Origin of the sequence: Sphingobium sp. LMC3-1-1.1, assembly GCF_040676285.1 — a bacterium.
Taxonomy (GTDB): domain Bacteria; phylum Pseudomonadota; class Alphaproteobacteria; order Sphingomonadales; family Sphingomonadaceae; genus Sphingobium.
On sequence record NZ_JBEGHQ010000001.1, the window covers coordinates 1,171,465 to 1,184,260 of the forward strand.

Here is a 12,796-nt window from a genome sequence, read left to right on the forward strand (position 1 = left end):
GGAGCGCGCCACTTGCGCCTGATGCAACCGCGCTCCAGACTCCTCCCGCCATGGGGTCAGAGACTGCCAAAGCCGGGGGCTTCTCCGCGAGCATTGCCGTCTATGCGCGTCGGTCGTTTCCACCCGATCCGGGGCCGCTTGCGCAGGCGGAGCGTGGGCCAATCGCCCCGGTCGGTACGCTCGGCCAGACGCATCCCCTGGGCACGATAGGCGGCGAGCACCGCGTCGGCCTGTTCCTGCAGCAAGCCTGCAAGCAGGATGGTGCCGCCTTCCTCCACCATCGCGCAGAGCGACGGGGCAAGTTCGATCAGCGGACCGGCCAGGATATTCGCGATCAGCAGGTCATAAGGCGCGCGCGTAGCGATCGCCGGGTGATCCACCCCCGCCGCCGCGTAGAGCGCCAGTTGCCCCTGGCCTTTGCCAAGGGTAACGCCATTCACTGCCGCATTGGCTGCGCTGATCTCGACCGCGACCGGGTCGATGTCAGACGCGGTTGCATAGGCGTGCGACCAAAGATGCAGCGCGGCAAAGGCGAGCAGGCCTGTTCCCGTGCCGATGTCCGCGACATTGCCGAAGCGCATGCCGATCCGGCGCATGCGGTCGAGCTTGATCAGACAACCCGCCGTCGTTTCATGCTGGCCGGTTCCGAACGCGCGGCTCGCCTCGATCAGGAAATTGACATGGCCGGGCGCCGCAGGATCACTGGACAGGTTGCGAACGTGGAAGCGCCCGGCAGTGACGGGTTCCAGCCCCTGCTGGCTGAGCGTTACCCAGTCTTCGTCCGGCAATTGCTCGACCAGCGGCTTGACGCCGGCGGCGCTGGGCACAAGCGAACGGAGCAGCCGGATCGCGGCCTGGCTGGGCCGACCTTCGAAATAGGCGTCCAGCCGCCAGCTATGTTCATTGTCGGGTTCCGCCTCGCTGGTCATCAGCACGGGGGGCCGATCCATCAGGGCAAAGGCGGCGATGTCGCCATCCAGCGCCTCGGCCTCGGCGCGCGTGCAAGGGAAGGTGACTTTCCAGCTTTGCCCCCTGACGGCTGGCGGCGATGATATGGCAAGGTCGTTCATGCCGCCGCCTTTAGACCTTTGGCGGATGAAGGGGAAGCAGGACAGGCTTGATGGCGGAAAATGATCGCCATCGACCCGTCCGGCCTGCCGCCTATCCCGCGTACAGGTTCGTCGGCAGCCCATGCGTGCCGGGGAAGACTTCAAAAAGCGCACCATCATGCTCGCTTTCCGGCAGGCCGATTGCCGCCGAACTGACGAACATGCGATCCAGTCTCTCTCCGGCGAAACAGATGTTCGTCACCTGTCCGGCAGGCAGCGCTATCGATCGATCGAGCCTGCCCTCCGGCGTGAATCGGCTGATCCGTCCGCCGCCCCAATGGGCGACCCAAAGATGCCCGTCGGCATCGACGGTCATGCCATCGGGATAGCCATCCTCCTCGGCAAAATGGATGAAAGGCTGGCGGTCTGCCAGGCCGCCGCCAGCCGTTCGGGAGAAACGGTATATCTGCCGCCGCGCCGTGTCGCTGTGATAGAGCCAGTCACCGCCGGGCGAGAAGGCGGGACCATTGGGCACGCGATAGCCGCTGTCCGCGATCGCCCAGCCGCCATCAGGATCGAGCCGGTAGAGCAAGCCAACGTCCTGCCCTCCCGTCATGTCCATGGTGCCGCACCAGATGGCGCCGCTCTCATCCGCCTTGCCGTCGTTCATGCGGCTGCCGGGCAGATGCGGTTCGGGATCGCCCAGCGGCGTGATCGTCAGAGGATCGAGCGTCAACCATTTGAACCCGCTCTGGAAGCCGCCAACAAAGCCCCCGCCCGCCCGTTCAACCACCCAGCCGAGCGGTTCGGGCATGGCCCAGCGCTGGATGACGCCGTCGTCGAGCGACAGACGATTGAGTGCCGGCGCGACTATGTCGGTCCAATAGACCGCATTCTCCCGAGCCGACCATAAAGTCCCCTCGCCCAGCGTATCACGCACGCCGCGGTCGACCTTGCGCCATTCAGCCATGCCGGACACCCCTTCAGCGCTTGACCGACAGGCGGTAGACCATCTGATGGTAATAGGGCTTGCCCGGATCCACCCGCGCCGACAGGAATTTTGGCTGGTTGGGCGAATTCGGGAATTTCTGCGGCTCCAGCGCAATGCCGTCGCCCATGCGGTAGAGATGCCCCTGCTTGCCGATCAGCGTGCCATCGAGGAAATTGCCCGTGTAGAATTGCACGCCCGGTTCTGTGGTCAGCACGTCGAGCACGCGGCCCGAAGCCGGATCTTCCAGACGCGCGGCAAGTTCGGGCGCCTTGGTCGCACCCTTGTCCAATGCAAAATTATGGTCATAGCCGCGTCCAGCGACGATCTGCGCATCGCGCCCGTCGCGGATCCCGTCCGCGACGCGACGCGGCGCGCGAAAATCGAAGACCGTACCCTCCACCGGCTTCAGTTCGCCGGTCGGGATCAGATTGGCGTCCACGGGAGTGAACGCCTTGGCCGGGATGGTCAGCAGATGGCCCAGCGCGCCGTCCCTCGACCCTTCACCCGCCAGATCGAAGATCGCATGGTTGGTCATGTTGACGATGGTCGGCTTGCTGGTCCTCGCGTCGAAGGCGATGCCCAGATTACCTGCCTCGTCCAGCGTATAGGTGACGGTGGCGTCGAGTTGCCCCGGATAGCCGGCGTCGCCGTCCGGGCTGGTGAGGGCCAGGACCAGCGTGGCGGTCGGCCCATCCTTCAGCGACACGACTCTCCATGGCTGCTTGTCGAAGCCCTTGCCGCCGCCATGCAGCGAATTGACCTTGTCGTTGAGCGGCAATTGATAGCTTTTGCCGTCCAGCGTGAACCTGCCCCCGGCGATGCGGTTGGCATAACGGCCGACGGTCACGCCGAAATAATTGGGATGGTCGACATAGCCGGCAAGATCATCATAGCCCAGCAGGACGTCCGCGATCCGGCCATTGCGATCCGGCCCGGCCAGCTTCTGCAGCGTCGCACCATAGGTGAGGATGGTGGCCGACACGCCCTGCCCGTTCTTCAGCGTGATTGACTCGATCGCGGTTCCATCGGCCAGCGTGCCGGCCGGCGCGCGGCTCGCCTCCGCCGCCACCACTGTCGAGCTTGTCATCATGAGGGCAGCACCGTATGACAACGTTGACAACACCGATCTGTTCATAAAGGCCTTTCGCATGCGGTTCCTCCCTTGACGCGATTGACGCGCCGTTGGAGGAGATATACTCATACAAAATAATCAGGCGCAACCCCGTTCAGGTGCGCCCCGTTTCGACTCTTCCGGAGAAGGATGAATGGCAGGACCCATTTCCCCCACTGCGGCGCCCGCCGCGGCCCATAATCCCGGCACGCGCTACGGCCCTGCCCTGACGTTGCTGGCCAGCCTCTTTTTCATGTGGGGCTTCATCACGGTCATCAACAACACGCTGCTGCCGCACCTGCGCAGCGTGTTCGAGCTCAGCTATACGCAGACGACACTGATCGAGTCGGTATGGTTCATTGCCTATTTCGTCGCGTCCATTCCTTCGGCCAAGCTGATCGAACGCGTCGGCTACCAGAAGTCGCTGGTCACCGGCCTGCTGATCATGGCCGCGGGCGCGCTGGGCATGATGCTGGCGGCGTCCATCCCCTCTTATGGCGTGACGCTGATCATGCTGTTCGTGATCGCCAGCGGCATCACCCTGCTTCAGGTGGCTGCCAACCCCTATGTAGCGGTGGTCGGCAAACCGGAAACCGCGTCCTCGCGCCTGAACCTGGTCCAGGCGATGAACTCGGCCGGCACCATGCTCGCTCCGATGTTCGGCGCTTACCTGATCCTTGGCCGATCGAAGGGCGGCACCGCGCAGGGCGATATCGTGCTGACGCAGGCTGAGCGGCTGGCCGACGCCCAGTCGGTGATCCTGCCCTATGGCCTGGTTGCCGTCGTGCTGGTCGTGCTGGCGGTCGTGATCGCGCGTTTCCCGCTGCCCGCCATGGGCGCGGCCGCGACGCGCCTCGCCAAGGAAGAGCGGAAGAAACATTCGCTCTGGGCGCACCGCAATCTGGTGTTCGGCATTCCGGCGATCTTCATCTACCTCATCGCGGAAATCGGCGTCGCCAACCTGTTCGTGAACTTCGTCAGCCAACCCGACATCGCCAATCTTACCCATGAACAGGCGGGCCGTTACCTGACCTTCCTCTGGGGTGGCATGATGGTCGGCCGGTTCGCGGGATCGGCGATCATGCAGCGGATCGATGCGGGCAAGGTGCTGGCTGCCTTTTCCGTCGGCGCCTTCATCGTGATGATGATCACCGTCTTCGCTCAGGGGCCGGTCGCCATGTGGTCGCTGATCCTGGTCGGCCTGTTCCACTCGATCATGTTCCCGACGATCTTCACCCTCGGCATCAAGGGGCTTGGACCGTTGACCGAGGAGGGATCGGGTCTTTTGATCATGGCCATCGCCGGCGGCGCGCTGGTGGTGGTACAGGGCTGGCTGGCGGACCATTTCGGGTTGCAGACCAGCTTCCTGCTGACGGCGCTGTGCGAACTCTATATCCTCTTCTACGCACTTTGGGGGTCCAGGCCGACCCACGCGCTGCCTGATCAGCAGATCGGGTGACGGAAAGCTCGAAGTCGGAAAAGGCCGAAGCGGGATGTCCGCTTCGGCCTTTTCCTTATCCCGTCACCTTGCCATGGCGCTCGCCGTATCCTCCAGCGCCAGGTCGACGAGCACGCCCATAGCCTCCGCCGCTGCGGCCGCGTCTCCGGCCGCAATAGCGTCAAACACGCGCGCATGGTCCGGAATGGGATTGCGCGGCAAGGCGCGTGCCCTTTGCTTGTATTGGGTGGTCCAGTTCACCGCCGCGCCGATGCTGGCCGATAGCGTCCGCAATGCGTCGTTGCGCGTCGCATTCAGGATCGCATTGTGAAAGTCGCGATCCGCCCCGCGCCCGGCATCGGTCGCCAGCGTATGGCGGCGCATGGCAGCCAGGGCGTCCTTCATCAGCCTGATGTCTTCCTTGGTTCGTCGCTGCGCCGCGAGTCGAGCCGCCGCGGGTTCGACTATGGCCCGCAGTTCGAACAGATCGCGCACGAACTGCACGTCCGGTTCCCCGGCAAAGGCCCAGGCCAGCACCTCGGGATCCAGCAGGTTCCAGCGATTGCGCGGCAATACCCGGGTCCCCGCCTTGGGCCTGCTTTCGACCAGCCCCTTTGCGGTCAGCACCTGTATCGCCTCGCGATAGGCGCTGCGCGACACTTCCAGTTCCTCGGAAAAGGCGACTTCACCCGACAAGACATCGCCCGGAGCATATTGGCCGGACAATATCGCCGTTCCCAGCTTGTGCGCAATCGCGCCGTGCAAGCGCCTGCCAGGACCACGCACCTCCTTCGATGCACCTCCAGCACCCTCTGCCGTCCCCTTGGAAAGCTGTTTTTCTTTAGCCATTGATGCGCCTCCGCCCCGCTTTCCTAGCAGTCCATCGGATAAGGCGAAACATGTCATAGTCTTTTCGATCATACCGATATCACAAGGCGGCCAGGATCATGCAGGGCCAGAGGCGGTTTGCCATGCTGGACGTGCAAAACCCAATCCGGAACGGCGATCCGATTCAACTCGACCGAAGCTGCTCGAAAGGGCATTGCCACGCTGGCGGGCGGCGCATATTGACCGCCACCATTTGAAAAATGGGAGCGCTTGTGAAGAAGATCGGATTCCTCTCCTTCGGTCACTGGTCCGACGCAGCCTTCTCGGAGGCCCGCACAGCGTCGGATGTCCTGCATCAATCGATCGACCTCGCGGTCGCGGCTGAGGAACTGGGACTCGATGGAGCCTATTTTCGCGTGCATCACTTCGCGCGCCAGCTCGCTTCGCCCTTTCCATTGCTGGCGGCCATCGGCGCTCGCACGAAGCGGATCGAAATCGGCACCGGCGTCATAGACATGCGGTATGAAAACCCCCTCTACATGGTCGAAGATGCCGGGGCGGCGGACCTCATCGCCGGCGGGCGGCTACAGCTTGGCATCAGCCGGGGATCGCCGGAACAAGTGATCGATGGATGGCGCCATTTCGGCTATGCGCCGGCTCAAGGCGAAAGCGGCTCCGACATGGGGCGCCGGCATGGCGAGGTATTCCTCAGATTGCTCAAGGGCGAGGGTTTTGCCGAGCCCAACCCACGCCCGATGTTTCCCAATCCGCCCGGCAAGCTGCGCCTCGAGCCACATTCGGCTGGGCTGCGCGACCGGATCTGGTGGGGTTCGGCATCGAACGCAACCGCGGAATGGGCAGCGCGCATGGGCATGAACCTGCAAAGCTCGACACTCAAGGCCGACGAGACCGGCGAACCCTTTCACATTCAGCAGGCCAGGCAAATACGGGCCTACCGCGAAGCCTGGGCCGCTGCCGGTCATGATCGCCAGCCAAGGGTGTCCGTGTCGCGCTCGATCTTCGCGCTCGTTGACGAACGCGACAGGCGTTATTTCGGACGGGATGACAGCGCGGACCAGATCGGGGTGATCGACAATATGCGCGCGGTTTTCGGTCGATCCTATGCTGCCGAACCCGACAGGCTGATCGAACAGTTGCGGGAGGACGAAGCCATTGCCGAGGCCGACACCCTGTTGCTGACCGTGCCTAACCAGCTTGGCGTCGACTATAACGCCCATGTGCTGGAGGCTATCCTGACCCATGTCGCGCCCGCGCTGGGCTGGCGCTGACCGGGCACGCGCCGATGCGGCTGGAGCGCGCGCACTGCGGCAATTCCAACGCAGTGCGCAGCGTGTATCAACTCAACGTTCGACGACTGTTGATGGCCGGCCCAAGCTCGTGCACCAGGCAATTCACGACTTGCTGGACCTTCTGCGACAGATGACGACGCTGCGGATAGACCGCCCAGATCGGCTCGTCATTGGGTTGCAGATCATCGAAAAGCAGTTCCACCATGCCATGCTTGAGATAGGGCAGGACGTAGAAGTCAGGTAACTGGCAAATGCCCAGACCCGAAACGCAGGCTTCCATCACGGCATGGCCGCTATTGCACCTGAAGCGCCCCCTGGGTCGATGGATGATTTCGCGTTCGCTGACCTTGAAATGCCATGTCGCCGCCGTACCGGCGATGCATTCATGGGACGCCAGGTCCTCGATACGCTTCGGGCGCCCCGCAGATGCAAGATAGCTTGGCGCGGCGCAGGTGTAGAGGCTTCGAGACGCCACCTGTGTCGCTATCAGCCGGGTATCACTTACCGAACCTGTTCTTATCGCGAGATCAAACCCTTCGCCAACCAGGTCGATGACACGATTGGACAGTTCGATGATCACGTTCAGCTTGGGATGCTGCATGGCAAAGCGTCGGATGATCGGCGCCACGAACCGCTCGCCCAGCGCTGTCGAACATGTGACGCGCAGTTCGCCCAACAGGTCTCCACTGTCCCCGACAAGCGCAATTGCTTCATCCCTGTCCTGAGCAATGCGCTCACATCGCTCCAGGAAAATGCGACCGGTGTCCGTCAGTTTGACGGTGCGGGTGGTGCGGTGAAAAAGTTGCGCCTGGAGCCGTTGCTCCAGGGCCATGATCGACCGGCTGACATGGGTTGTCGACATTCCCAGGCTCTTTGCACCGTGCGTGAAGGACCCCGTCGTAGCGACGCTGATGAACTCGTCGATACCGTCCCAGGCGGACATCTCATTATCCCTTCAGAGAAATAAACTTTTGCGAAAAGATCATATTATCACTTCGCTGAAAAAGCGCTAGTGTCCGGCATCAAGAGGGCCTTCCGTGGTTTGCTGCCATCATTCGCATGGGCGCGAAGCTTACCAGCCATGCCACGGCATGCTCGCTTCTAAAAAATCCGAACGGAATGAGGACTGAGACATGAAAACCCGCGCCGCAGTCGCCTTTGAAGCAAAAAAGCCGCTAGAGATCGTGGAAGTAGACCTGGAAGGCCCCAAGGCCGGTGAGGTTCTTGTCGAGATCATGGCGACCGGCATCTGCCATACCGACGCCTATACGCTGGACGGTTTCGACAGCGAAGGCATCTTCCCCTCGATCCTGGGCCATGAGGGCGCGGGCATCGTGCGTGAGGTTGGCCCCGGCGTAACCAGCGTGAAGCCGGGGGACCATGTGATCCCGCTCTACACGCCCGAATGCCGCCAGTGCAAAAGCTGCCTGTCCGGCAAGACGAACCTGTGCACCGCGATCCGCGCCACGCAGGGCAAGGGGCTGATGCCTGACGGCACGACGCGCTTTTCCTACAAGGGCCAGCCGATCTTCCACTATATGGGCTGCTCGACCTTCTCGAACTTCACCGTCCTGCCCGAGATTGCAGTGGCGAAGATCCGTGAGGACGCCCCCTTCCAGTCCAGCTGCTACATCGGCTGCGGCGTGACGACGGGCGTCGGCGCGGTCATCAATACGGCCAAGGTTCAGGTCGGCGACAATGTCGTCGTCTTCGGCCTCGGCGGCATCGGCCTCAACGTGATCCAGGGCGCGCGCCTTGCCGGCGCCAAAAAGATCATCGGCGTCGACCTCAACCCCGATCGCGAGGAATGGGGCCGCAAGTTCGGCATGACCGACTTCCTCAATTCAAAGGGCCTCTCGCGCGAGGAAACCGTTGCGAAGGTGGTCGAACTGACCGACGGCGGCGCCGACTATACGTTCGACGCGACCGGCAATACCGAGGTGATGCGCACCGCGCTGGAGGCATGCCATCGCGGTTGGGGCACCTCGATCATCATCGGCGTGGCCGAGGCGGGCAAGGAAATCTCGACCCGTCCCTTCCAGCTTGTGACGGGCCGCAACTGGCGCGGCACCGCCTTCGGCGGCGCCAAGGGCCGCACCGACGTTCCCAAGATCGTCGACATGTACATGACCGGCAAGATCGAGATCGACCCGATGATCACCCACGTCATGGGCCTGGAAGAGATCAATACCGCTTTCGACCTGATGCACGCCGGCAAGAGCATCCGCTCGGTCGTCGTCTTCTGACCCTAGTTACTTCCACCTGCAAGGAGAGAAAAAATGGCCGATCCAGTGATTTCCGGAAACGAGGTCTTTTCGCATACATGCATCGGCGCGAGCGATCTTGCCGCATCGACGAAGTTCTATGACGCCGCGCTGGGTGCGCTCGGCATCAAGAACATGGGTCCCTTTGGCGACAGCTGCTTCCTCTACGGCAAGGACAAGCCCGCATTCCTGGTGCTGAAGCCCGGCAATGGCGGCGAGCCCAGCAGCAACGGCGTGACGATCGGTTTCTCCGCTGCCAGCCCGGCAGAGGTCGATGCCTTCCATGCGGCGGGAGTGGCCGCCGGCGGTACGGATGAGGGTGCGGCCGGTCCGCGCGGCCACCTGCCCGGCGCCTATGCCGGTTACCTGCGCGATCCGGCAGGCAACAAGATCTGCGCCTACACCTTCACGGACGGCAACTGACCCATGGCGATGGAGCAGGTCAGCACGAACCGGTCCTTCGGCGGTGAGCAGGGCGTGTATAAACATGCCTCTGCCGCCACCGGGACAGAGATGACCTTTTCGGTCTTCGTTCCCCCGCATCAGCCCGGGACGAAGCTGCCGGTCGTCTGGTATCTGTCCGGGCTGACCTGCACCCACGCCAATGTTACGGAAAAAGGCGAGTTTCGCGCGGCTTGCGCGGAACTCGGCCTGATCTTCGTCGCGCCCGACACCTCGCCGCGCGGAGAAGGCGTGCCGGATGATCCGGCTGGAGCCTATGATTTCGGTCTGGGTGCCGGCTTCTATGTCGACGCGACGCAGCCGCCCTTCGACCGCCATTATCGGATGTGGTCCTATGTGACCGAAGAACTGCCTGCCCTGATCGCAGAAAATTTCCCCGTGGACATGGATCGCCAGTCGATCATGGGCCATAGCATGGGCGGTCACGGTGCCCTCACCGTCGCGCTCCGCAATCCGGGCAAATATGCATCGGTGTCGGCCTTTGCGCCCATCGTCGCGCCCGGCCAGGTGCCCTGGGGGGAAAAGGCACTGACCGGCTATCTGGGCGAAGATCGCGCGACATGGCGCCTGCATGATGCGGTGGCGCTGATCGAAGACGGCGCCCGCGTGCTGGACCTGCTGGTCGACCAGGGCAGCGCGGATCCTTTCCTGGAAAAGGAATTGCGGCCGGAACTTCTCAAAAGCGCTTGCGAGGCGGCAGGCATCGACCTGACGCTCAACCTGCGCGAAGGCTATGACCATAGCTATTATTTCATTTCAACTTTCATGGCCGACCATTTGCGCTGGCATGCGGCCCGCCTCAGCAAGGATTGATTGATGGTTCAGATTTTCGTGACTGGTCGCGACGGCACCGAACATGCAGTGCAGGCCGAGGCTGGTCTGTCGCTGATGGAAGCGATCCGGGACAATGGCCTTGACGAGCTGCTCGCGCTTTGCGGCGGATGCTGTTCCTGTGCGACCTGCCATGTCTATGTGGAGGAAGGCCCCGAAACCTCGTCGGTCAGCGAAGACGAGAATGACCTGCTCGACAGCAGCGACCATCGCAATGGCCTGTCGCGCCTATCCTGCCAGATTGCGCTGACGGCGGAACTGGATGGATTGCGCGTCACCATCGCGCCGGAGGACTGATGAACGAAACCCTTCTGTCCCGCTATTATGCCGCCTTCAACCGTGGCGATGCCGGGGCCATGCTCGACCTGCTGACGGAGGATGTCGTGCATGAGCCCTCGCAGGGCGAACCGCGCCATGGCAAGGCCGCCTTCGCTGCGTTTCTCGATCACATGAACCGCTGCTACCGCGAGCAGGTGATCGATCCGGTCTTCCTGAGTTCGTCGGACGGCACTCGCGCGGCCGCGGAATTCCAGCTGGAGGGCGAATATCTCCTGACGGACAGCGATCTGCCGCCCGCGCACGGTCAGCGCTATCGGCTTCGGGTCGGCGCCTTTTTCGACATTGTCGACGGCCGGATCGCGCGGGTCAGCAACCATTACAACCTCGCCGACTGGCTGCGGCAGGTCAGCGAAGCGGCATGATGGCCGATCAGGCCGCGCCGCTGGTGGTAGAGCGGATCGGCCGCGACGACCTGTCGCTGCGCGCGCTCGCGACGCTGCGCATGACTGTGTTCAGGACGTGGCCCTATCTCTATGACGGCAGCCTGGATTATGAAGCGGCCTATCTGGACGAATTTCTGAGCGCTGACGACGCGATCGTCATCGTCGCGCGGGTCGGCGACATTCCCGTCGGCATGGCGACCGCTTCACCCATGGCGACGCAATCGGACGTGATCAAGCGACCCTTTCTGGCTGCCGGGGTCGATATCGGAACGACTCACTATTTCGGGGAATCGGTTCTGCTTCCACAATTTCGCGGACAGGGCATCGGCCATCGCTTTTTCGACGAACGGGAGGCTGCAGCCAAAGCAGCCGGTGCGGATTGCACCGCCTTTTGCGCTGTGGTGCGGGAGGAAAACGATCTGCGCCGTCCCGATGACGCGCGGGATTTGCATGATTTCTGGCAAAAGCGCGGCTATCGCCTTGCCCCTCACTACGACACGCATCTGTCGTGGAAGGAGGTCGGGGATGTGCAGGAGAGCGAACATCTCATGCGCTTCTGGATCAAGAAATTCTAGAATGATTTCCAGGCGACCCGAACCGATCGCCGGTCAGGAAATGACGAGGAACGCAGCATTCGGGCGGTGATCTGATCCCATCAGATCAAAATCCGCCGTCGGAAAGGCATTTACCGGGGGAACGGGACGAAGGTGGAAGAAGTTCGGATCGCGGCGGCACAATATCCGATCGAGCTGCTGCCAAGCTATGAAGCGTGGGAAGCCAAGATCAGCCTATGGGTGGCAGAGGCGGCTGGCCAGGGTGCTCAACTGCTGCTTTTCCCAGAATATGCAGCGATGGAACTGGCTGGCTGCGATCCGGCGGCTGCATCCGACCTTCAGCGCTCATTGGAACTGGTGATGGCACTCAGCGACCGGGCGGACGAACTGCACCGGCGTCTCGCCAGACGCCATGGGCTGGTGATCGTGGCGGGCAGCGGCCCGGTGCGCGACGATCGCGGGTTGATCGTCAACCGCGCGCGGCTTTTCTGTCCTGACGGCAGCATGGGCTGGCAGGACAAGATCGTGATGACCCGCTTCGAACGCGAAATCTGGGGTATTTCGGGCGGCACGCGGATCAACACTCTGGACACGCCCTTCGGCCCGGTCGGCATCTCCATCTGCTACGACTCGGAATTCCCATTGATCGCGCGCGCGCAGGCTGAGGCCGGAGCGCGGATCATCCTCGTGCCTTCGGCGACCGACAGCATGCAGGGCTATTGGCGGGTGCGGATCGGCGGACAGGCGCGCGCGCTCGAAAATCAATGCTATGTGGTACAGGCGCCAACGGTGGGACTTGCCCCCTGGTTACCCTCGCTCGATGAAAATTACGGCGCGGCGGGCGTCTATGGCCCGCCGGATGGCATCACCCCGGATGACGGCATCTTTGCCATCGGCCATGCCAATGACGGTCAATGGTTGTTCGCGGATGTCGATCTGACTCAAGTCGATGAGTGGCGGCGGAACGGCAGCGTCCTGCCTTTCCGGCACTGGCCCGAACAAATGGTCGGCCAGGCATCGATGCCCGCCGGCATCGCCAATGACAATGCGGTGGAACCTGTAGAGAGGCAGAATGGCAGCACCCTGCCGTTGGTTGAAGGGCTGAGCGAATGAGTTATTATGACGTTCTGATCGTGGGCGCGGGTCATGCTGGTGCCCAGGCGGGGATATCGCTGCGGCAGCTTGGCTTTGAAGGGTCGATCGGGATGATCGGCGATGAGAAGGATCCGCCCTATG

General features: G+C 62.7%; 15 protein-coding genes. 10 read left to right on the forward strand and 5 right to left on the reverse strand.

From position 1 onward, the window contains the following. Positions 1 to 56 precede the first annotated feature (56 nt). From MRBLMC3_RS05870 to MRBLMC3_RS05880, 3 genes are all read right to left on the reverse strand, one after another. The gene (locus MRBLMC3_RS05870) at positions 57 to 1,070 is read right to left on the reverse strand and encodes a 50S ribosomal protein L11 methyltransferase (protein ID WP_363826536.1); all 1,014 of its coding nucleotides are present in this window, start codon (positions 1,068 to 1,070) and stop codon (positions 57 to 59) included. Positions 1,071 to 1,161: 91 nt separating this feature from the next. After that, positions 1,162 to 2,019, reverse strand: coding sequence for an SMP-30/gluconolactonase/LRE family protein (locus tag MRBLMC3_RS05875; protein WP_363826539.1), 858 nt, complete (start codon positions 2,017 to 2,019; stop codon positions 1,162 to 1,164). Positions 2,020 to 2,032: 13 nt separating this feature from the next. Further along, complete coding sequence (locus MRBLMC3_RS05880; protein WP_363826542.1) at positions 2,033 to 3,130, reverse strand: aldose epimerase family protein; 1,098 nt, start codon at positions 3,128 to 3,130, stop codon at positions 2,033 to 2,035. Positions 3,131 to 3,305: 175 nt separating this feature from the next. On the opposite strand from MRBLMC3_RS05880, the gene MRBLMC3_RS05885 reads away from it, so the two are divergent. Next, on the forward strand, positions 3,306 to 4,610 hold the full coding sequence (locus tag MRBLMC3_RS05885) for a sugar MFS transporter (RefSeq protein WP_363734400.1): 1,305 nt from the start codon (positions 3,306 to 3,308) through the stop codon (positions 4,608 to 4,610). A 63-nt stretch (positions 4,611 to 4,673) separates the two neighbouring features. Here the strand turns inward: MRBLMC3_RS05885 and MRBLMC3_RS05890 are convergent, their stop codons facing one another. Then, entirely contained in the window at positions 4,674 to 5,438 is a 765-nt protein-coding gene (locus MRBLMC3_RS05890) for a FadR/GntR family transcriptional regulator (protein ID WP_363734399.1), read from the reverse strand. A 251-nt stretch (positions 5,439 to 5,689) separates the two neighbouring features. On the opposite strand from MRBLMC3_RS05890, the gene MRBLMC3_RS05895 reads away from it, so the two are divergent. Continuing rightward, positions 5,690 to 6,706, forward strand: a complete 1,017-nt coding sequence (locus MRBLMC3_RS05895; RefSeq protein ID WP_363826544.1) for an LLM class flavin-dependent oxidoreductase — start codon at positions 5,690 to 5,692, stop codon at positions 6,704 to 6,706. A gap of 67 nt (positions 6,707 to 6,773) precedes the next feature. On the opposite strand, the gene MRBLMC3_RS05900 is transcribed toward MRBLMC3_RS05895, so the two are convergent. After that, on the reverse strand, positions 6,774 to 7,670 hold the full coding sequence (locus MRBLMC3_RS05900; RefSeq protein WP_363734397.1) for a LysR family transcriptional regulator: 897 nt from the start codon (positions 7,668 to 7,670) through the stop codon (positions 6,774 to 6,776). 190 nt (positions 7,671 to 7,860) lie between these two features. Here MRBLMC3_RS05900 and MRBLMC3_RS05905 point away from each other — a divergent pair, with 190 nt between their 5' ends. From MRBLMC3_RS05905 to MRBLMC3_RS05940, 8 genes are all read left to right on the forward strand, one after another. Continuing rightward, positions 7,861 to 8,973: an S-(hydroxymethyl)glutathione dehydrogenase/class III alcohol dehydrogenase gene (locus tag MRBLMC3_RS05905; protein ID WP_363734396.1), complete on the forward strand. Its 1,113-nt coding sequence runs from the start codon at positions 7,861 to 7,863 to the stop codon at positions 8,971 to 8,973. Between the two features lie 33 nt (positions 8,974 to 9,006). Next, positions 9,007 to 9,414 carry a VOC family protein gene (locus tag MRBLMC3_RS05910; protein WP_363826546.1) on the forward strand — a complete coding sequence of 136 codons (408 nt, stop codon included), beginning with the start codon at positions 9,007 to 9,009 and terminating at the stop codon, positions 9,412 to 9,414. Between the two features lie 9 nt (positions 9,415 to 9,423). Beyond that, the gene (gene fghA, locus MRBLMC3_RS05915) at positions 9,424 to 10,266 is read left to right on the forward strand and encodes an S-formylglutathione hydrolase (protein WP_363826665.1); all 843 of its coding nucleotides are present in this window, start codon (positions 9,424 to 9,426) and stop codon (positions 10,264 to 10,266) included. Between the two features lie 3 nt (positions 10,267 to 10,269). Next, a complete protein-coding gene (locus MRBLMC3_RS05920) occupies positions 10,270 to 10,581 on the forward strand; it encodes a 2Fe-2S iron-sulfur cluster-binding protein (RefSeq protein ID WP_363734394.1) in 312 nt (103 codons plus the stop codon). Then, entirely contained in the window at positions 10,581 to 10,985 is a 405-nt protein-coding gene (locus tag MRBLMC3_RS05925; protein WP_363826549.1) for a ketosteroid isomerase-related protein, read from the forward strand. Before MRBLMC3_RS05920 ends, MRBLMC3_RS05925 begins: the two co-directional genes overlap by 1 nt. Continuing rightward, positions 10,982 to 11,581, forward strand: coding sequence for a GNAT family N-acetyltransferase (locus MRBLMC3_RS05930; protein ID WP_363826552.1), 600 nt, complete (start codon positions 10,982 to 10,984; stop codon positions 11,579 to 11,581). The genes MRBLMC3_RS05925 and MRBLMC3_RS05930 overlap by 4 nt, the downstream gene beginning before the upstream one ends. Positions 11,582 to 11,713: 132 nt before the next feature. Further along, complete coding sequence (locus MRBLMC3_RS05935) at positions 11,714 to 12,673, forward strand: carbon-nitrogen hydrolase family protein (protein ID WP_363826555.1); 960 nt, start codon at positions 11,714 to 11,716, stop codon at positions 12,671 to 12,673. Continuing rightward, the coding region (locus MRBLMC3_RS05940) for an FAD-dependent oxidoreductase (protein ID WP_363735348.1) at positions 12,670 to 12,796 on the forward strand (127 nt) is incomplete at its 3' end. The genes MRBLMC3_RS05935 and MRBLMC3_RS05940, both read left to right, overlap by 4 nt.

Excerpts from the sequence above, each read along its gene's own strand:
- MRBLMC3_RS05870 (WP_363826536.1), bottom strand. The coding sequence starts at position 1,070 with ATGAACGACCTTGCCATATCATCGCCGCCAGCCGTCAGGGGGCAAAGC.
- MRBLMC3_RS05875 (WP_363826539.1), bottom strand. The coding sequence starts at position 2,019 with ATGGCTGAATGGCGCAAGGTCGACCGCGGCGTGCGTGATACGCTGGGC.
- MRBLMC3_RS05880 (WP_363826542.1), bottom strand. The coding sequence starts at position 3,130 with ATGATGACAAGCTCGACAGTGGTGGCGGCGGAGGCGAGCCGCGCGCCG.
- MRBLMC3_RS05885 (WP_363734400.1), top strand. The coding sequence starts at position 3,306 with ATGGCAGGACCCATTTCCCCCACTGCGGCGCCCGCCGCGGCCCATAAT.
- MRBLMC3_RS05890 (WP_363734399.1), bottom strand. The coding sequence starts at position 5,438 with ATGGCTAAAGAAAAACAGCTTTCCAAGGGGACGGCAGAGGGTGCTGGA.
- MRBLMC3_RS05900 (WP_363734397.1), bottom strand. The coding sequence starts at position 7,670 with ATGTCCGCCTGGGACGGTATCGACGAGTTCATCAGCGTCGCTACGACG.
- MRBLMC3_RS05905 (WP_363734396.1), top strand. The coding sequence starts at position 7,861 with ATGAAAACCCGCGCCGCAGTCGCCTTTGAAGCAAAAAAGCCGCTAGAG.
- MRBLMC3_RS05910 (WP_363826546.1), top strand. The coding sequence starts at position 9,007 with ATGGCCGATCCAGTGATTTCCGGAAACGAGGTCTTTTCGCATACATGC.
- fghA (WP_363826665.1), top strand. The coding sequence starts at position 9,424 with ATGGAGCAGGTCAGCACGAACCGGTCCTTCGGCGGTGAGCAGGGCGTG.
- MRBLMC3_RS05920 (WP_363734394.1), top strand. The coding sequence starts at position 10,270 with ATGGTTCAGATTTTCGTGACTGGTCGCGACGGCACCGAACATGCAGTG.
- MRBLMC3_RS05925 (WP_363826549.1), top strand. The coding sequence starts at position 10,581 with ATGAACGAAACCCTTCTGTCCCGCTATTATGCCGCCTTCAACCGTGGC.
- MRBLMC3_RS05930 (WP_363826552.1), top strand. The coding sequence starts at position 10,982 with ATGATGGCCGATCAGGCCGCGCCGCTGGTGGTAGAGCGGATCGGCCGC.